The following is a 19,190-nucleotide window of genomic DNA, read 5'->3' on the forward strand; positions in this document are numbered from 1 at the left end:
TGTATTGGTAAAATAAAGGGAGGGGCATGGAACACCCTCGATCAGAGGCGCGACTTCGATGCCCCTCCCTTTATTTTGCCAAACCCCGTGGGTTCCAAGGGGCCACGGCCCCTTGGTGGGGGAGGTGTGGAGGGAGCGAAGCCCTCTCCACGGCGCAACTCCCCCAATTCTTCCCCACCCCCGTCAGCCTGGCCCCGTCGCGGCCTCGACCGGCGGCTTCGGGCCAAGCCCGAGCCGGGCCTTCACCGCCTCACGCGTTGCCTGGAAGATCACGTACAGCATCGGGATCATGAAGATGCCGATCGAGGACGCGGCCAGCATGCCCCAGAACACCGGCGTGCCCACCGCGCGCCGGCTGATCTCCGAGGCGCCGACCGCGGTGATCAGCGGATACAGCCCCAGGATGAAGGCGAAGGAGGTCATCATCACCGCGCGGAACCGCAGCTTGGCGCCCAGGATCGCCGCCTCCTGCACCGACTTGCCCTGGTTCTCCCGCTGGTCCTTGGCGAATTCGATGATCAGGATGCCGTTCTTCGCCGCCAGCGCGATCAGCACGACGATGCCGACCTGGGCATAGAGATCCAGCGCCAGCCCCGCCGGCCCGATCGCGGCGATCGCCCCCAGCACGCCGACCGAGACGGACAGCAGCACCGGCACCGGGATGGTCCAGGATTCATACAGCCCGACCAGGAACAGGAAGGCGAAGAGCACCGCCAGCGCCAGGATGATCCCGGTCTGGCCGGAGGCCGCCTTTTCCTGGAACGCCGTGCCGGTCCATTCGAAGGAATAGCCGGCCGGCAGGGTGTCCCGCGCCACCCGCTCCATCGCCGCCAGCCCATCGCCGCTGCTGCGCCCCGGCGCCGGTTCGCCGTTGATCGTCAGGCTGCGGACGTTGTTGTAGCGGATGATGCTTTCCGGCCCGAATTCGATCCGCACATCGGCCAATGCCCGCAGCGGCACCATCTCGCCATCGCGATTGCGGACATGCACGCGGTAGATGTCGGGCACGGCGTCGCGGTCGGACTGCTCGGCCTGGAGGTTCACCTTCCAGGTGCGGCCGAACAGGTTGAAGTCGTTGACATAGGCCCCGCCCATCGCCGCCTGCAACGCCGAGAAAATATCGCTGATCGACACGCCCAGCACCTGCGCGCGGTCCCGGTCGATCTCGAGGAAGACCGAGGGCGTATTGGCCGAAAAGGTGGAAAACACCCGCGTCAGCGCCGGGTCCTGGTTGGCCGCCAGCACCAGCGCGCGCATCGCCGCCGCCATCTCCGGGATCGGCCGGCCTTCCAGGTTCTGCAACTGGAATTCGAAGCCGCCCGAGGTGCCGAGGCCGATGATCGGCGGCAGGTTGAAGGGGATGACCTGCGCCGGCACCTCCGCCGTGCCGCGCACCACCGCGGCGATCAGCCCGTTGACGCCGGTCTCCGGCGTGGTTCGTTCGGAAAAGTCCTTCAGCGAGACGATGAAGAAGGCGGTGTTGGACTGCGCCAACCCGTTCAGCATCGAATAGCCGCTGATCGTCTGCACATCCCGCGCGCCGTCCAACCCGCGCAGCACCCGCTCCACCTGCAAGGCCACCGCGCGCGTGCGGTTCAGCGAGGCACCTTCGGGCAGCCGCACCTCGACGAAGAAGGCGCCCTGGTCTTCCTGCGGCAGGAAACCCGTCGGCGTCCGGCCGGCGACCCCGATGATCCCGGCCATGAACACGCCCACCAGGATCAGGCAGAGGACGGACACCCGCACCAGCCGCGCCACGATGGCGGCATAGCCATCGCGCACCCAGTCGATCCCGCGGGACACGCGGCCCATGATCCCCTTCTTCGGCCCGTGATGCGCCGATAGCAGCACGCCGCAGAGGGCTGGCGACAAGGTCAGCGCATTGATTGCCGAAAACAGCATGCCGACCGACACGGTCACCGCGAATTGGCGGAACAATTCGCCGGAAATGCCGGGGATGAAGGCCAGCGGCACGAAGACCGACAGCAGCACCATGGTGATGGCGATGATGGGGGCGGTGATCGTCTCCATCGCCTTCTTGGTGGCATCCGCGACCGACAGGTCGTGGTTCTCCTCCATGGTCGCCTCGACCGCCTCGACCACCACGATGGCGTCGTCCACCACGATGCCGATCGCCAAGACCATTGCCAGCAATGAGACGGTGTTCGCCGAGTATCCCATCGCGTTCAGCACAGCAAAAGTCGCGATCAGGCTAACTGGCACGGCGATCAGCGGGATGATGGTGGCCCGGATCGATCCGAGGAACAGGTAGACCACCAGCACCACGAGGATGAAGGCCTCGATCAGCGTCTTGATCACCTCATGGATGGTCAGCTTGACGAAGGTCGTGGTGTCGTAGGTGACGGCGTAGCCAAGCCCTTCGGGAAAGCGCGCCGCCAACCCGCCCATGGTTGCGGCCACCGCATCGGCCGTGCCGACCGCATTGGCGCCCGGGGCAAGGTAGATCTGGATCAGGATCGCCGGCGCCCCATTCAGCCGCGTATCGACATCCTGGTTCCAGGCGCCGAGTTCGATCCGCGCCACGTCCCGCACGCGCAGCACGCTGCCATCGGGATTGGCGCGCACCAGGATGGCGCCGAATTCCTCCGGCTGCACCAGCCGCCCCGTGGTGCGGATATTGAGCTGGTAGGAGGCATCGTCGCTGACCGGCTGCGCGCCGATACGACCCAGCGGCGCCACCTGGTTCTGCGCCCGGATCGCGTTGACGATATCCTGCGGCGTCAGGTCCAGCGCGGTCAGCCGGTCCGTCTCGAACCAGATGCGCATGGCATAGTCGCGCGCGCCGAACATGATCGCGTCACCGACACCCGGCACGCGCTTCAGCGCATCCATGATGTTGATGGTGGCGTAGTTGCTGATGAACAGCGGGTCCTGCGCACCGCCCGCCGAATTGATCGCGATCACCTGCAACAGGGCCGAGGATTTCTTGCGCACCGTCAGGCCCTGGCGCTGCACTTCCTCGGGCAATTGCGCGACCGCGAGTTGCACGCGGTTGTTCACATTGGTGGTGTTCTGGTCCGGATCGGTCCCGGTCCTGAACGACACGGTCAGCGTATAGGACCCGTCATTGCCGCTGGTGGACCGCATGTAGATCATGTTGTCCACGCCATTGACCTGGCTTTCGATCGGCTGGGCGATCGTCGCCTCCACGACTTCCGCCGAGGCACCGGGGAAATTCGCCGTCACCGTCACCTGCGGCGGCACGATGTCGGGGAACTGCGCCACCGGGATCTGCATCATCGACACGATGCCGGCGATGACCATGACGATGGCGATGACGATCGCCAGCCGCGGCCGGTCGACGAAAACCTTGGAGATCATGGCGTGGCGGCGCGCGGCGGCACGTTGCCCGATGGCGGCGCATCCATCGGCCGCGGCATCACCGGCTGCCCGGGCCTGGCGCGCTGCGCCCCTTCGGTGATGACCAATTGCCCAGGCTCCAGCCCCTCCGTCACCTGCACCAGCCCGGCCGGGCCGGGGATGGTGCGGACGCGGCGGACCTCCACCTTGTTATCCGCCCCGACGACCAGGACGAAGGCGCCCTGCTGGTCGATCTGCAACGCCGATTGCGGCACCACCAGGGCCTGCGTCGGCTGCGCCGATTGCACCACCACCGTCACCGCCTGGCCATCGGTCAGCAGGCGCTGCGTGTTCGGCACCACCGCCTGCACCAGCACCGAATCGGTCGAACGATTGGCCGTGACGTCCAGGAAGGACAACCGGCCCGCCGTCTCGTGCATCGTGCCATCGGGCAGCCGCACCAGCACGTCGATCCCCTCGCCCCCCGCCGTGCCGCCGGCCCGCCGCACCTGCAACAGGTCGCGCTGGGTGACCGGGAAGCTGACGCGGATCGGATCGTCGCGCACCACGGTCACCAGCACGCCGCTGTCCGGCCCCACGACATTGCCGGGGCTGAGCGGGGAGCGCCCGGCGCGGCCGTCGAAGACCGCCTTGATCTCGGTATAGCCATACTGGATCCGGGCCTGCTGCAAATTGGCCTCGGCCGCGGCGACCTCGGCCTTGGCCTGGCTTTCGGCGGCGATCCGCTCGTCCAGGGTGGCGCGGGCGATGGCGTTGGTGCGGACCAGTTCCTGGCCGCGCTGCACCTGGATATTGGCGTTGCGCAGCTCGGCCTCGGCGCGTTCCACCTGCGCCTGGCGCAGGGCCACCTCGGCGGCGAAGGGCGCCTGTTCGATGGTGAAGAGCGTGTCGCCCGCCTTGACCATGTCGCCCTCGTTGAAATGGCGTTCGGCCAGGAAGCCCGTGACGCGGGCGCGCACGTCCACGCGGTCGATCGCCTCCACCCTGCCGATGAATTCGCTGCCCTGGGTGATGGCGCGGCGTTCGACCGGGGTGACGAAGACGGCGGGTGGCGCCGCGGATTGCTGCGGCGCCGGCGCCTGTTCCTTGCAGCCCGCCAGGGCCATGGCGGCCAGCACGAGGAGCGATGCGAAAGGCCGGGCTGGAAAGCGCGACGTGGCAGCGCCTCCGTCAATCAGTCGGTTCGACATGGAACACCCTATGGCGCTGCGGCGATGCGTGGTTCGGCAATGGGACGGCAGACGAAATGAACGAATCGCCGGGAGCATGCCCCGCCCCGCGGCGCGTGTCATGTGCCGGCACAGCCGGGGACCGGCCTTCGCGCGTGCCGCCTACCGTCCTTGCCGTTCCAGCAGTGATATCAGCCGCCGCCGGGGATTCGGCCATTCAGTGACAGCACCCCGATCGTTCAATGCCAGGTTCCATCCCCGAACGTTGAACGCCCCTCAAGATAGCCGAATTGCAGATAGTGCAGCAGTGGATTCACCCCGGACGCGGCCACGTCCTGATAATACGAAAGATAGGAGGATGTATCGAACAACGCGTGCGGATCACGGCCTTCACGCCATCCCGACGTCATGTAATGCTGCAGAGGATCGACGTTTGCCAATTTGACATCGATATTATCGTCAAGATAACCATTCGTATCGAACCAGGCATTGGGATTACGCCCTTCGCGCCATCCAAAATTTTTATAATGTTCAAAAGCATCGACACCCGCTTTGGCAATGTCGGAATTGGCCAAGAGATAATACTCTATGTCAAAGCCGGAACTCGTGATCGCGTCGCCGATCGCCTTGTAACTCGCCCGCCCTTCGTATTTTCCATATGTTTCATAATGAACAAGTGGATCTGTCTGTGCGGCACGCACATCCGCATTGTAATTTAGATAACTTTTCACATCGAATCCGGCATTCGGGTCGCGACCCTCGCGCCACCCGAATTGCACATAATGCGAAAGCGGATTGATATTCGCCGCCTTTATGTCCTGATTACTTGCGATATAGCCAGATGTGCTGAACAATGCACTTGGGTCGCGCCCCTCACGCCAACCAAATGCATCATAATGGGCATAGGCATTGACGCCCGCCGTCGCGACGTCCGCATTGGTCGAAATATAATAGGCCGTATCAAAGACGCCGATCTCCCGGGTGCGGATGCTCTCGATGCTGATCAGGCGATCGGTGCCGAACCGCCCAGCCTGCACGATCAGGACGCCGCCACCGATGTCGCGCACGGTGATCTCCCCCGCCGCCAGGTCGTAATACGCCGTGTCGAAGCCCGCCCCGCCGTCGAGCACATCATCCCCGCGCCCCCCGATCAGCATGTCGTTGCCGCCGTCGCCGAACAGATGGTCATCCCCGTCCCCGCCGTCGACGTGGTCATCCCCGCCGCCGGCGTCGATCCTGTCATTGCCCGCGCCGCCATAGAGCGCATTGGCCATGGGGTTGCCGAAGATGCGGTCGGCACCGCTGCCGCCGATCCCATTCTCGATGATCGTGCCGATCGCGATGGCCAGGTTGTTGGTCATCCAGCCGCCGACGTCGGAATAGGCGCTTTCGTTCAGGTCCAGCCGGTTCGGCAGGCTGTAGCCCGACAGGTCGATCGTGTCGTTTCCACCGGAATCGAAGATGGTCAGGATCGGATCGCGGTTCGACGCGAAATCATAGACACCGTGATCGGCATTGGCATTGAAGCCATAGGTCGTGTTGCCGGCGCGCGTGGTGGTGCTGACGCCATAGGCGGCCTGGATCGCCAGGATATCGTGCACCATCGGCGTCTGGGCGTATTTCAACTGCCCGTCGCTGCCATAATGGTCCGTGCCGCTGCCATCGGCCGCGGCGTTGAAATAGGACATGACCGTGAAGCGCCGCGTGTCTTCCCGGTATTCGGCAAAGCCGCCGTAGGTGATCGTGACACCAGGCGCCGCATTGTAGCTGCCGGGATGCGACAGCCCCAGCGCATGCCCGATTTCATGCAGATAGGTCATGAAGCCGTAGCCGCCGTACCCCATCGCGGCATCGCTGTTGTGGCTGGACCAGCCGGAAGCCAGCCAGATCTGCGGACGGATGAAGCCGAAGGTATTGGCGTTCAGCGCGCTGATACTGCCCGACGCGGAATAGGTGGCGTTCTGCGTATTGGACGACATGTTGAACGTAATGTCGGCCGTCGGCGACTGGCTCTCGACCAGGCTGAGCGGGATGAGGTCGTCCCATAGCGCGAAGGCGTCCCGCGCGCGGGCCTGCATCAGCCCGGTCATGCCGACCAGGCCGGTGTGCTCGCCGTAATAGCCTGGGGCGCTGTCGTTCACGGAATAGCTGACGCTGGCCTTGTTCCAGACGACGAACTTGCCCTCCAGGAAACCACTCCACTGCGTCCGCAGCTTCACCGCGATGTCGCTGGTGCCGAGCGACCCGGCATCGGCGACAAATCCGTCGGTCGTGGCCAGCGTCTCCGCAAGAAAATGCTGGGGGGAGCCTCCCCCGGGGGCGCAACAGGGACATCCGCAGGTCAGGGCGATGCTGTTCGACGTCATTCGGTCCCGCGGCGCGATGCATGGCCGGGGCGGCGATGGGGCCCCGGAATGGTCGTGGCGAGAGTGCTGCGATGCGCCTTTACAATGAATAAAAGCGGTGCGGCCTCGGCTGGGTCGCTGGCGCACCGGCTGCGCAAAAAGGCGACCGCCGGCACCTCATACCGCCGACAAAGGCGCCATCGCCGGTCGGATGCCACATATCCAGGCACCGTGGCAGGCTGGCGCCGATCCAGCCTTCTGGGCCATCTTCCCCCAAAGCGCGCCTATCAGGAGATCGTCGTTTGTCCGCCACGCCCATGCTGTTCTCGCCCTACACGCTTCGGGGCGTCACCCTGCGCAATCGCATCGTGGTCTCGCCCATGTCGCAATATCGTTCCGATCCCGGCGGCATCCCCGGCGACTGGCACCTCGTGCACCTCGGCAAATTCGCGATGGGCGGGGCCGGGATGGTGTTCTGCGAAGAAACCTCGGTCAGCGAACGCAGCCGCAAGACCTACGACTGCCCCGGCATCTGGTCCGACGCCCAGGCCAAGGCCTGGCGCCGCATCACCGACTTCATGAAGGCCCAGGGCGCCGTCACCGCGATGCAGATCGGCCACGCCGGCCGCAAGGTCGCGACCCGCGCGCCATGGGACGGCTTCTCGCCCCTGACGGCCGAAGACGCCGCGAAGGGCCGTCCGCCCTGGTCGGGCCTCGCCCCCTCACCCATCGCGTTCAAGCCGACCGCCATGGTCCCGAAGGAGATGGACCAGGACGACATTCGCCACGTCATCCGCCTGCACGCCGATGCCGCCAAGCGCAGCGCCGATGCGGGGTTCGACGTGCTCGAGATTCACGCCGCCCATGGCTACATCATCCAGCAATTCCTCAGCCCCATCACCAACCACCGCACCGACGCCTATGGCGGTTCGCTGGAAGGGCGCATGCGCTTCGGCCTGGAACTGACCGAGGCCGTGCGCGATGCCTGGACCGGCCCGCTGCTGATGCGCGTGTCCTGCACCGATGGCCGCGGCGGCGCCTGGACGATGGAGGACACCATCGCCTTCGCCACCGCGCTGAAGCCGCGCGGGATCGACCTGCTGGATTGTTCCTCGGGCGGGATCGAGGGACCGCTGACCCTGGCGGTCGTCCCCCGCGTGCCCGGCTACCACGTGCCCTATGCGGCGCGGATCAAGGCGGAGACGGGGCTGCCCAGCATGGCCGTCGGGCTGATCACCGAAGCCGCCCAGGCCAATGCCTACCTGGCCGAGGGGTCCTGCGACCTCGTCGCCCTGGCGCGGGAGATGATGTGGAACCCGAGCTGGCCGGCGCATGCCGCGGCCAGCCTCGGCGTCGATCCGATGACACTGCTCCCGCCCTCCTACGCCTGGTGGCTGGAGAAGCGGGAGGAAGTGCGCCGGACCTTCCCGACCGGGACGGAGACCGCCGCCTGATCAACTGACGACGCGGTAGAGCCTTTCGTCGAACAGGCTGCCGCTCATCGGCAGCAATTCGCCGCGGAAGGCGCGCAGATGCGCGACCCCCGCATGCGCCAGCAAGGAAGGCTCGTCGGCCCAGACCTCGACCAGGGTGAAATGGTTGGGGCGGCTGTTCTGGATCAGCGCGTCGAACCGCAGGTTGCCCGGCGCGCCACGGCTGTCATTGGCGAGTTTCTCGATGCGCGCGGTGCCGACCTCGCGCATCGGCGGGATGATATCGACGTGGGTGACGGCGACGATCGCATTGGGCGCGGTATTCGCCGCCCCCACCGACAGCGGCGAATGCGGGCGTTCGTCATAGGGCGCGATCAGCGCACCGGCCAAGGCCGCGCGGAAGGCGGCGACGCGGGCGGAGGCCCGATGCGCCTCGGCCGCGGCTTCATCGCGCCAGCGTTCGACGATCGCGAAATGATGCGGCCGGTCGATGCGGCGCAGCAGCACCGCTTCCTCATTGCCCAGGTCGGCGCGGGTCGCCGCGACCTCGGCCCGCAACAGGCGCATGACGTCATCGACCGAAGCCGGCGCGATCTCCAGATAGGTGATCGTGCGCCCGCCCGGCAGCGCCGGGGCGGGGGCCGGGGCGGTTTGGGCCTGCACCAGCACGGGTGCGGCGGCGATCGCGGCAGCCAGTGGCCCCAGGCCACGGCGGGACAATGTGACGGTCATGGGCGTTGCCTCCTTCAGATGCGGATATCGGCGGCCTGGACCACGGCCTTCCAACGGGTATCGTCCTCGCGCATCACCGCCACCACGGCGGCCGGATCGCGCGGCCAGGCCGCCAGGCCCGAACGCGCCAGCCGTTCCTGCAGGGCCGGGTCGGCGGTCGCCGCGGCGCAATCGGCGCGCAACCGCGCCAAGATCGGCGCCGGCGTCTCCTTCGGCGCGAACAGCGCGATCCAGGACGAATAGTCGAACCCCGCGACCCCCTGTTCGGCGACCGTCGGGATCGCCGGCAGCAGCGGGTTCCGCTCCGGCCCGGCAAAGCCGATCAGCCGCACCATCCCGGAATCGAGGAACGGGATCGCCAGCGAATGCGCGATGAACATCACCTGGACATGCCCCGCCGCGAGATCGGCCGCCGCGGCCGAGGCACCGCGATAGGGCACGTCCACCATCTTCACCCCGGCCATCGACATGAACATCTCGGTCGCCAGGTGCTGCGGGCTGCCGGCCCCGCCGGAGGCATAGGTCATCTCCCCATTGCGGGCCTTCGCCAGCGCGATCAGTTCCTGCACATTCTGCACCGGCACGTCCTTATGGACGCCGAGGAAGGTCGGGATGGTCGCGATGCCACCGATCGGCAGGAAATCGGCGAAGGGATCGAAGCCCAGCCGCCGGCGCTGCACATTGGGCAGAATGGTCAGGATGGAATTGTTCAGCGCGGCCAGCGTATAGCCATCAGGCGCCGCCCGCGCCGCACGTTCGGCCCCGACCAGCCCAGCGGCCCCGGTGATGTTTTCCACCACCATGCGGTTGCCGAGTGTCTCACCCATCTTCTCGGCCAGGATACGCACCGCGATATCCGATGCACTGCCCGCCTGCAGCGGCATGATCACCGACACCGGGCGCGTCGGCCAGGCCTGGGCCTGAACCGGGGTTGGGGCGAGCGATGGCGCGGCGGCGGCGATGGCGGCGGCCTGAAGAAGGGCGCGTCGGCTGGTCGTCATGATGTTTTCTCCCGTGGCGGGAGGTTGCCCGGGCGGCGATTTGGTTGTCAATGGGCAGTGATTGGTTGAAATTGGTCAAACAGGAGGTGCCGATGCAGGTCATGATGGCGGGCTACCAGGGGGCCGGATCGGTCCATACCCAGGCCCTCGCAGCCCTGGCCGCCGCGCTGCCCGGCGCCGAGATGCAGGCCGATGTGACGGCCAGCGGCGCCACCGCGGCCTCCCTCTTCGCGGGGACCGAAGCCGGCCATGCGCCCAGGATCTGCTACGTCGCCTCGGGCTATTTGTCGGCCCGGGTGCCGTCCCTGGGCGCACTCGACCTGCCCTTCGCCGCCCCGGACCGCGCCCGCCTCTTCGCCGCCCTCGACGGCCCCGCCGGCGCGATGATCGCCGCCGAGGTCGCCGCCCGCACCGGCCTGGTCGTCCTCGGCTTCTGGGACAATGGCTTGCGCCACCTGTCCAACCGCGCCCGCCCGCTGCGCACCCCCACCGACTGCGCTGGCCTCGTCATCCGCACCCTGGACAACGCCGTCTACCAGTCCGCCCTCGCCGCCATGGGCTTTTCCCCCGTCGTGACCGACGTGCTGCGCCTCAAGCAGGCCGTCGCCAGCGGAGAGGTCGATGCCCAGGAAAACCCGCTGACCAACCTCATCCTCTTCGGCCTCCAGGCACACCACCGCTTCGTCAGCCTGACCGGCCACATCCAGGGCGTCGCCCTGCTCGTCGCCAACCGCGCCTGGCACGACACCCTGCCCAGCCCCGACCGCACCCGCCTGGCCCAGGCCGCCACCACCGCCACCACCCTGCAACGCAGCCTGGCCGCCGCCGAAGACGCCCGCGCCCTGGCCCTGCTGCACACCGACGGCGTCAACGTACTGACCCCGGACGCCATCGACATGACCGCCTTCCGCGCCGCCTGCGCACCCGTCGCGGCGGCAGCGGCGGCGGGCATCGACCCGGAACTGCTGCGGACGCTGGCGGGTGGGTGAAAGTATTGGGACGTCGCGCCATGGAGGGGGCTATGCGCCCCCTCCATACCTCCCCCCACCAGGGGCCGCCGCCCCTGGACCGGCGGAGTATTGGTAAAATAAAGAGAGGGGCGTCGCTGACGCACCCTTGATCCAAGACGCGACCTGCCCCTCTCTTTATTTTACCAACAGCGTGGGTTCCAAGGGGCCACGGCCCCTTGGTGGGGAGAGTTTGAGAGGGGCGAAGCCCCTTTCAAGGCGCTACTTCCCCCATCCGTCACCCCGCCAGCGCCTGTGCCGTGCTGTCCAGATGCCGGCGCATCGCCTCGGCCGCGCCCGGCCGGTCGCGGCGTGCGATGGCGGCCACGATGGCGTCGTGTTCGTCGAAGGAGTGGTAGTCCGGCGACGGCCCGATCGGGCGCAGGGCCAGGTGGCCCCAGACCACGGCGCGGCGGACGCCGTTCACCAGGCGCTCGACTTCCATCAGCAGGCGGTTGCCGGCGGCTTCGGCGATGAGTTCGTGGAACCGGTAGTCCAGGGCTTCGTAGGACGCCCAGTCGGCGACGCCGCGCATGGCGACGGCCAGGCGGCGCAGTTCGGCGATTTGCGCCGCCGTGGCCTGCAATGCCGCAAGGCGGGCCAGTTCCGGTTCCAGGATCGCGCGGGCCTGCATGGCTTCGGGGGGGCTGGTGGTATTGGCGACCTCCGCGACATCCGGCAGGCCGCGGCGGGGTGGCGTGCGGGTGACGAAGGTGCCGCGGCCGACGTGGCGGCGCAGGCTGCCTTCCAGTTCCAGCACGGCCAGCGCCTTGCGGATTTCGCCGCGGTTGACGCCCAGGCGTTCGGCCAGGTCGCGTTCGGCGGGCAGCCGGCCATCGGCGGCGGCCAGGCCCTCGGCCAGGCCCTGGCGCAGTTGGGACAGCACGGCGTGGTCCGATGAGATATTCATGGCGGCACGCTATCCGGGGCGCCAAGATTGGTCAACCAATTCACTGATTGGTCAAGGCTGTTGCCTTGGCCGCCCGATTTGGCAATATGGCGAACCAATCCAGCGCCGGAACACGCCCATGCCCGACACCTTCGACGTTCCAAAAATGATGCGCGCCTGGGTGCTCGGCGCCCCCGACGAACTCACCCTCGTCGAAAAGCCGGTGCCCGTCCCCGGCCGGGCGGAGGTCCTGGTCCGCATCGACGCCGTCGCCATCTGCGCGACGGACCTGGAGATCATCCACTACGGCTCGCCCGCCAAAATCCAGGGCGGCATGCCCTTCAACAAGAATTTCACGCCGGGCCATGAATACATGGGCACCGTCGCGGCGCTCGGGCCGGGTGTCGATGAATATCGTGTCGGCGAAAGGGTCACCGTCGAGATTCACGCCGGCTGCGGCCAGTGCAAGCGCTGCCGCCAGGGCATGTACACCGCCTGCCTGAACTACGGCATGAACTACGGCGCCGTGGACAAGGGCCACCGCGCCAATGGCTTCACCACCGACGGCGGCTTCTGCGAATACGCGGTCAACAACATCAACACCCTGGTCCGCGTCCCCGACAGCATGACGGATGAGGAAGCGACCCTGGTCGTGACCGCCGGCACCGGCATGTATGGGCTGACCGAATTGGGCGGGCTGGTCGCCGGCGAAAGCGTCGTGGTCATCGGCCCCGGCCCGATCGGGCTGCTGGCCGTCGCGGTCGCCAAGGCTCTCGGCGCCACCCCCACCGTGCTGGTCGGCACCCGCGACGGACGGCTGGAAATCGGCCGCAAGCTCGGCGCCGATCGCGTCGTCAACGTGAAGAACGAAGATGCGGTCGAGGTCGTGAAGTCCCTCACCCGCGGCCTCGGCGCCGATTACGTCATCGAATGCGCCGGCACGCAGGATGCCATCAACATGGCGACCTCCATGGTCAATCGCGGCGGGAAGATCTGCCTCGCGGCCTTCCCGCATGACCCCGTGACCGTCGACCTGCCGCAGATCGTGCGCAACAACGTCTATCTCTACGGCATCCGCGGCGAAGGCCGCAGCGCCACGCACCGTGCCATGGCCTTCATGGCCGAAAAGCGCTTCGACGCCCGGCTCGTCCACACCCACACCTTTGCCCTGGACGATCTGCCCGAAGCCCTGCGCCACGCGCGCGACCGTATCGATGACGCGATCAAGGTCGTGGTGAAGACCCGCCTGACCGAAACCCTCGCCGCCGCCGCGGAATAGGAGCCGACCCGATGCAAGCCGATGCCACGACCCGCCTGCCCGCCCCCGCCGCCTGGCCGGAGGCGCTGCGCGCGGACTTCCTCGCCGACCAATGCAGCGGCGTGGTCGGCAGCGTGCTGGTTTCCGAAACCGAAGGGCTGCGCGTCTGGCACCTGCGCCTGCCGCCCGGCAAGCGCTGCAACTTCCATCGCCACGTGAACAACTACTTCTGGACCGCGCATAACGCGGGCCAGGCGCGCGGCTACTATGACGACGGACGCATCCTCGACGTCACGCATTTCGCCGGTGAGACGAAGCACTTCACCTTCGGCGCCGGGGAATTCTTCGCGCATAGCGTGGAGAACATCGGCACCACCGAACTGCTCTTCACCACGGTGGAATTCACCGACGGCGCCAATGCGCCGCTGCCCGTCCCTGACGAGGTCAGGCTGCGCGTCGCCGCCTGACCCGACGGGCTACCCCACCCGGCGCAATTCGATCGGCGGCAGGAAATTGCCGTCGTAGATCTCCTCGACCGTCGGCGCGCGGGGCATGCCGAAGCCTTCCTGCACGAAGGCCAGGCCCTCGCGCAGCCGGCCCAGGTCCATCGTGCCGATGCCCAGCGCGCGGGTCCGCGCCGTGACCATCAGGTTGTCGCGCAGGAAGGTGATGCGCTCGGCCTCGATCGTCTCATCCAGCAGCGGCACCTGGCGCTTGATGACGGCCGCCCCCATCGCCGGGTCCGCCAGCGTGTCGCGCCAGGCACGCGCCGCGACCGCCAGGAAGCGGCGCAGCACATCCGGCTTCTCGGCGATCAGCGGCTGCCCGGCCAGGATCGCATTGCCGTAGAAATCCATGCCGAAATCGCCATAGCGCATGACCCGGATATCCTCCGGCTTCGTGCCATTGGCCTTGAGGTTGAAGAACACCGTGTAGTCGAAGCCCGTCACCGCATCGACCTGGCGCGTCAGCAGCATGGTGTCGCGCAGTTGCGGCGTGACCTGGCGGCGGCCGACCCCGGCCAGGTCCAAATTGTTGATCCGGGCAAAGGCCGGGAACATGCGCGACGCGCCATCGGCCGGGCCATTGCCCACCGTCTTGCCGACCAGGTCCGCCGGCCGCGCGATCCCCGCCGCCGCCAGGCTGATCACCGCCTGGGGCGAGCGGTCATGCAGCGGCATCACCACCCGCGGCGCCGAGCCCGGGTTTCGCACCAGGAATTCCGCAAGCGTCGCGATATCGCCAACGCCCACCTGATAGGCACCCGACGCCACCCGCGTGATCGCATCGCCCGACCCGGCGGAGCCGTCGATGGTCACCTCCAGCCCCGCCTCGCGGAACCAGCCGCGGCTTTGCGCCACGAAAAATGCCGCCGTGCCACCATCGGGCTGGAAGTTCAGCACAAGCCGCAGGCGGTCGGGCGCCTGGGCGAAGACGGCGGGGGCGGCAAGCGTCATCGCGCTGCCAAGGACAAATCGACGGGAAACAGGCATGCTGGCGCTCCGGGTGGTTGGGCTCATCGGCCCTGTTGCCGCGTGCTTTGCGAATATCGTGCCGAAGGGTTCCCGATGGCGGTTGAGATCGAGCGCAAGTTCCTGGTCGCCAGCGACGCCTGGCGGGCAGCGGCCGGGCCCGGCGTGCCGTTGCGCCAGGGCTACCTGACCGAACCCGGCCATCCGCGCGGCGTTTCCGTCCGCGTCCGGCGCGAAGGCGACGCCGCCACCTTGACGGTCAAGGGGCCCGGCGGCCTGTCCCGCGCCGAATTCGAAACCGCCATCCCCATCGCCGATGCCGAGGCGATGCTGGACAGCCTCTGCGGCCCGCTGGTGGAAAAGACCCGTCATCTGCTGCACCACGCGGGCCATGACTGGACGGTCGATGTCTTCGCCGGCCGCCTGGCCGGGCTGGTCCTGGCCGAAATCGAACTCCCCGACCCCGCGGCGACCCCGCCCATCCCGCCCTGGGCCGGGCGCGAGGTCACCGAGGACCCGCGATACCGCAACAACATCCTGGCCGAGGCCAAGGAGCCCCCCGCGTGACCGATGCCCCGACGTTTGCCATCGCCCCAAGCTTCATGGGCGTCACTCGCCGTGACCCAAAGGGTGCCTTCACCGTCGCCGGCGTGCCGCTCGACATCGGCACCACCAATCGCGCCGGGTCGCGCGATGGGCCGCGGGCGATCCGCGCCGCCAGCCGCATGCTGGTCGATGGCGCGCATCCGGTGTCCTGGCTGGAACCGCGCGACATCCCCATCGCCGATGCCGGCGACTTCGCCATCGCCCTCGGCGACCTGCCCAAAAGCTTCGCGCTGATCGAACAGCAGGCGGCCGCCATCCCGCATCTCGTGGCGATGGGCGGCGAACATGGCATCACCCTGCCCTTGCTGCGGGCGCTGAAGCACCGCATCGGCGCGCCGCTCGGCCTGCTGCACGTGGATGCGCATATGGACACCGCACCCGACAATTTCGGCCAGGTCCTGGGCCATGGCACGGTCTTCTACCACGCGATCACCGAGGGGCTGGTGGACCCGCGGCGGATGATCCAGATTGGCATCCGCGCCCCCATCCAGCGCGAGACCTGGGACTGGACCCTGGCCCAGGGCGTCACGGTCATCGATGCCCAGGCCGTGCATGCGACCGGCCCCGCCGCTGTCGCCGAACGCATCCGCGCCTGCCTCGGCACCCTGCCTTGCTACCTGTCCCTGGATATCGACGGGCTGGACCCCGCCTTCGCCCCGGGCACCGGCACGCCGGAGGTCGGGGGCCTGGCCACCTGGCAGGCCCAGGCGATCCTGCGCCAACTCAATGGCCTGGATTTCCGCGGCATGGACGTGGTGGAGGTCGCCCCCGCCTATGACCACGGCGACATCACCGCCCTGGCCGCCGCCACGATGGTCTGGGAGTATTTTTCCCTGATGGGCGGCAAGCCGACCGCTTGATCCCAAATGGCATCTGCCACCGGCTGAATTTCCGGCGCCATGCGCAAAGTGCCGGGCGTCATGCCGGGCACGCGGGGCCATCGCCGGAAATTCACTTGAAGATTCGCAGCAGAAACCCCATTTGGCCTGTGACGGCAGGACACACCCGCCGCCGACGCCATCGCACGTGCCGCGAGCCCCATTGGGGGCACAGCAACGACGGGACGCGTCTCTTTCGTTCACGCCCGGGCGCAGGCCCGGTGTCCGACAGGGATACGTTTGATGTTCGCTGCACCGCGCCGCGCGACCCAAAGACCTCGCGCCACCTGACATCGCCGCACTGTTTGTGCCGGCCCCACCGCCCGCGCGCCGCGCCGGGCGCATACACGTCTGTCCGCGAGGTTTTCCCCCATGAGCCTGCTCCGCACCCGCACCGCCCTGGCCCCGATGCGCCGCGACGCCATCCTGGCGCCCCGTGTCCTGCCATCGGTCGATGACCTGATCGCGGTCGAACGCCCGGCCGAGCCGCTGCACTGCCTGCGCCCCGCCAGCATCGCCGATGCCGCCCGCGGCTTCGTCGCTTCCTTTCCGGGCGACGTTCTCTATGCGGTGAAGTGCAACCCCGACCCCAGCGTGCTGCGCGCGCTCTGGGCCGGCGGGGTGCGGCATTTCGACTGCGCCTCGGCGGGCGAGGTGTCGCTGGTGCGCGCCCTCTTCCCCGATGCCGGCATCCATTTCATGCATCCGGTGAAATCCCGCGCCGCCATCGCCCAGGCCTTCTTCCGCGACGGCGTGCGCGACTTCGTCCTGGATAGCGCCGAGGAACTGGCGAAGATCCTGGCCGAGACGCAGCACGCCGACGACCTCGGCCTGGTCGTGCGTCTCGCGTTGCCCAAGGGTCCGGCTGTCTACGACCTGTCCGGCAAGTTCGGCGCGCTGCCGGATGACGCGGTAGCGCTGCTGCGCGCCGCGCGCCCCATGGCGCGGCGGCTCGGCGTGTCGTTCCACGTCGGCTCGCAATGCCTCGACCCGCTGGCCTGGCGCCACGCCATGGCGCTGGCCGGGCGCGTGATCGCCGCGGCCGGTGTCGCGATCGAGGTGATCGACGTCGGCGGCGGCTTCCCCGTCGCCTACCCCGATGTCGAACCGCCCCCGCTCGGCGCCATCATCGCCGAGATCGAGGCCGGCTTCGACGCGCTGGACCTGCCGGAGGGCACAGCCCTCTGGGCCGAACCCGGCCGCGCGCTGGTCGCGGGCGGGGTGTCGGTGGTCGTCCAGGTGCAGGCCCGGCGCGGCGATGCGCTGTTCCTGAACGATGGCGTCTACGGCAGCCTGTCCGATGCCGGGGCGCCGCGCTTCCGCTTCCCGGTGCGGCTGGTCCGGCCGGATGCGCCGGCGCCATCGTGGCACCTGGCGCCCTTCCGCTTCTTCGGCCCGACCTGCGACAGTGCGGATGCGATGGCGGGGCCGTTCTTCCTGCCGGAAGACGCGGCCGAGGGCGACTGGATCGAAATCGGCCAGTTGGGCGCCTATGGCGCCTGCCTGCGCACCGCATTCAACGGCTTCGATCGCGCCCGCATCGCCGAGGTGCGCGACCGGCCGATGCTGGACGCCTGACACACATCGTCTTCGTCCTGTGATGGACCGCCGTGGCCGATCGTGCCACGGCATGCTGCCTGTTTGGAGTTTTCCCGAATGCACCACGTCGCCTTTTCCGGCCGCCTCGTCATGCTCGGCTTCGGCAGCATCGGCCAGGGCGTGCTGCCGCTGATCCTGCGCCACATCGACATGCCGGTGGATGCCATCACCATCGTCACCGCCGAGGAGCGCGGCCAGGAGGTCGCCGATGAATTCGGCGTGCGGTTCGAGGTGATGCCGGTCACGCGCGACAATATCCGCGACGTGCTGCTGCCGCTGCTCGCCCCCGGCGATTTCCTGCTGAACCTGTCGGTGGATGTCTCCTCGGTCGCGCTGATCGCGCTGTGCCAGGAGATCGGCTGCCTGTACCTCGACACCTGCATCGAGCCCTGGCTCGGCGGCTATACCGACCTGTCGCTGACCCCCTCGCTGCGGTCCAACTACGCGCTGCGCGAAAGCGCGCTGGCCCTGGCCCCGGGCAGCACCACCGCGGTGCTGACGCATGGCGCCAACCCGGGCCTCGTCTCGCATTTCGTCAAGCAGGCGCTGCTGAACATCGCCGCCGACACCGGCGTGGACGCGACTGTGCCGGTGGACCGCGATGGCTGGGCGCAGCTTGCCGAAACCCTCGGCATCAAGGTCATCCACATCGCCGAACGCGATACCCAAACCGCCAATCTCGCCAAGGCGCCGGGCGAATTCGTCAATACCTGGTCGATCGACGGCTTTGTCGGCGAAGGCTGCCAGCCCGCCGAACTCGGCTGGGGCACGCATGAGGGCGCGCTGCCGGCCGATGGCCATCGCCATGACTTTGGCGGCGATGCGGCGATCTACCTGATGCGCCCCGGTGCCTCCACCCGCGTGCGAAGCTGGACGCCGCTGGAGGGGCCGTTCCACGGCTTCCTCATCACCCATAACGAGGCGATCTCGATCTCCGACTACTACACCACGCGAAACGCCGATGGCTCGGTGCGCTACCGGCCCACGACCCACTACGCCTACCACCCTTGCGACGACGCGGTGCTGTCGGTGCATGAGCTGGCCGGCAAGAACTGGGAGATGCAGCCGCAAAAACGGCTGATGATGGAAGAAATCACCACCGGCATGGACGAACTCGGCGTGCTGCTGATGGGCCATGCCAAGGGCGCCTATTGGTATGGCTCGCGCCTGACCATCGACCAGGCCCGCACCCTGTGCCCGCACAATAACGCGACCAGCCTGCAGGTCACCGCCGCCGTTCTGGGCGGCATGGTCTGGGCGATCGAGAACCCGAAGGCCGGGCTGCGCGAAGCCGATACGCTGGACCATGCGCGGGTGCTGGAGGTCGCGGGCCCCTACCTTGGCGATGTGGTCGGCGAATATGCCGGCTGGACGCCGCTGGAAGCGCGCGGCGTGTTGTTCCCGGAGGATGTGGATGCGGCCAATCCCTGGCGCTTCCACAACTTCCGGGTGGCGTAGC

Annotated in this window: 15 protein-coding genes; 8 read left to right on the forward strand and 7 right to left on the reverse strand. The window is 67.8% G+C overall.

All coding sequences use genetic code 11. The features are described 5' to 3' along the window. Nucleotides 1-183 precede the first annotated feature (183 nt). The 3 genes from ACQW02_RS13445 to ACQW02_RS13455 all read right to left on the reverse strand — a co-directional run bounded on the left by ACQW02_RS13445 (nucleotide 184) and on the right by ACQW02_RS13455 (nucleotide 6,877). Nucleotides 184-3,342, reverse strand: coding sequence for an efflux RND transporter permease subunit (locus ACQW02_RS13445; protein WP_431285748.1), 3,159 nt, complete (start codon nucleotides 3,340-3,342; stop codon nucleotides 184-186). Then, complete coding sequence (locus ACQW02_RS13450) at nucleotides 3,339-4,532, reverse strand: efflux RND transporter periplasmic adaptor subunit (RefSeq protein ID WP_431285749.1); 1,194 nt, start codon at nucleotides 4,530-4,532, stop codon at nucleotides 3,339-3,341. The genes ACQW02_RS13445 and ACQW02_RS13450 overlap by 4 nt, the downstream gene beginning before the upstream one ends. A 218-nt stretch (nucleotides 4,533-4,750) precedes the next feature. After that, entirely contained in the window at nucleotides 4,751-6,877 is a 2,127-nt protein-coding gene (locus tag ACQW02_RS13455; protein WP_431285750.1) for a M10 family metallopeptidase C-terminal domain-containing protein, read from the reverse strand. 281 nt (nucleotides 6,878-7,158) lie between these two features. Between ACQW02_RS13455 and ACQW02_RS13460 the strand changes: the two genes are divergently transcribed. Beyond that, complete coding sequence (locus ACQW02_RS13460; RefSeq protein WP_431285751.1) at nucleotides 7,159-8,310, forward strand: NADH:flavin oxidoreductase/NADH oxidase; 1,152 nt, start codon at nucleotides 7,159-7,161, stop codon at nucleotides 8,308-8,310. Here ACQW02_RS13460 and ACQW02_RS13465 read toward each other — a convergent pair whose 3' ends face one another. Beyond that, on the reverse strand, nucleotides 8,311-9,021 hold the full coding sequence (locus ACQW02_RS13465; protein ID WP_431285752.1) for a putative quinol monooxygenase: 711 nt from the start codon (nucleotides 9,019-9,021) through the stop codon (nucleotides 8,311-8,313). 14 nt (nucleotides 9,022-9,035) lie between these two features. Next, a complete protein-coding gene (locus ACQW02_RS13470) occupies nucleotides 9,036-10,022 on the reverse strand; it encodes a Bug family tripartite tricarboxylate transporter substrate binding protein (protein WP_431285753.1) in 987 nt (328 codons plus the stop codon). Nucleotides 10,023-10,114: 92 nt separating this feature from the next. On the opposite strand from ACQW02_RS13470, the gene dctP reads away from it, so the two are divergent. After that, entirely contained in the window at nucleotides 10,115-11,011 is an 897-nt protein-coding gene (gene dctP, locus ACQW02_RS13475; protein WP_431285754.1) for a TRAP transporter substrate-binding protein DctP, read from the forward strand. A 256-nt stretch (nucleotides 11,012-11,267) separates the two neighbouring features. On the opposite strand, the gene ACQW02_RS13480 is transcribed toward dctP, so the two are convergent. After that, nucleotides 11,268-11,939, reverse strand: coding sequence for a FadR/GntR family transcriptional regulator (locus ACQW02_RS13480; protein ID WP_431285755.1), 672 nt, complete (start codon nucleotides 11,937-11,939; stop codon nucleotides 11,268-11,270). Nucleotides 11,940-12,057: 118 nt separating this feature from the next. On the opposite strand from ACQW02_RS13480, the gene ACQW02_RS13485 reads away from it, so the two are divergent. Next, nucleotides 12,058-13,197: a zinc-dependent alcohol dehydrogenase gene (locus ACQW02_RS13485; protein ID WP_431285756.1), complete on the forward strand. Its 1,140-nt coding sequence runs from the start codon at nucleotides 12,058-12,060 to the stop codon at nucleotides 13,195-13,197. 11 nt (nucleotides 13,198-13,208) lie between these two features. Continuing rightward, nucleotides 13,209-13,643, forward strand: coding sequence for a cupin domain-containing protein (locus ACQW02_RS13490; RefSeq protein WP_431285757.1), 435 nt, complete (start codon nucleotides 13,209-13,211; stop codon nucleotides 13,641-13,643). A 9-nt stretch (nucleotides 13,644-13,652) separates the two neighbouring features. On the opposite strand, the gene ACQW02_RS13495 is transcribed toward ACQW02_RS13490, so the two are convergent. Next, entirely contained in the window at nucleotides 13,653-14,669 is a 1,017-nt protein-coding gene (locus tag ACQW02_RS13495) for an ABC transporter substrate-binding protein (RefSeq protein ID WP_431285758.1), read from the reverse strand. A 75-nt stretch (nucleotides 14,670-14,744) separates the two neighbouring features. Here ACQW02_RS13495 and ACQW02_RS13500 point away from each other — a divergent pair, with 75 nt between their 5' ends. The 4 genes from ACQW02_RS13500 (at nucleotide 14,745) to ACQW02_RS13515 (ending at nucleotide 19,189) form a co-directional block, all read left to right on the forward strand. Beyond that, nucleotides 14,745-15,215 (forward strand): CYTH domain-containing protein, encoded by a 471-nt coding sequence (locus ACQW02_RS13500; protein ID WP_431285759.1) that lies wholly within the window; start codon nucleotides 14,745-14,747, stop codon nucleotides 15,213-15,215. Next, a complete protein-coding gene (gene speB, locus ACQW02_RS13505; protein WP_431285760.1) occupies nucleotides 15,212-16,114 on the forward strand; it encodes an agmatinase in 903 nt (300 codons plus the stop codon). Before ACQW02_RS13500 ends, speB begins: the two co-directional genes overlap by 4 nt. Before the next feature lie 390 nt (nucleotides 16,115-16,504). Then, nucleotides 16,505-17,710: a type III PLP-dependent enzyme gene (locus ACQW02_RS13510; RefSeq protein ID WP_431285761.1), complete on the forward strand. Its 1,206-nt coding sequence runs from the start codon at nucleotides 16,505-16,507 to the stop codon at nucleotides 17,708-17,710. Between the two features lie 78 nt (nucleotides 17,711-17,788). Beyond that, nucleotides 17,789-19,189 carry a homospermidine synthase gene (locus ACQW02_RS13515; protein WP_431285762.1) on the forward strand — a complete coding sequence of 467 codons (1,401 nt, stop codon included), beginning with the start codon at nucleotides 17,789-17,791 and terminating at the stop codon, nucleotides 19,187-19,189. The last annotated feature ends 1 nt before the right edge of the window (nucleotide 19,190 follow it).

It is taken from the genome of Humitalea sp. 24SJ18S-53 (genome assembly GCF_050632385.1).
Classification (GTDB): Bacteria; Pseudomonadota; Alphaproteobacteria; order Acetobacterales; family Acetobacteraceae; genus Humitalea.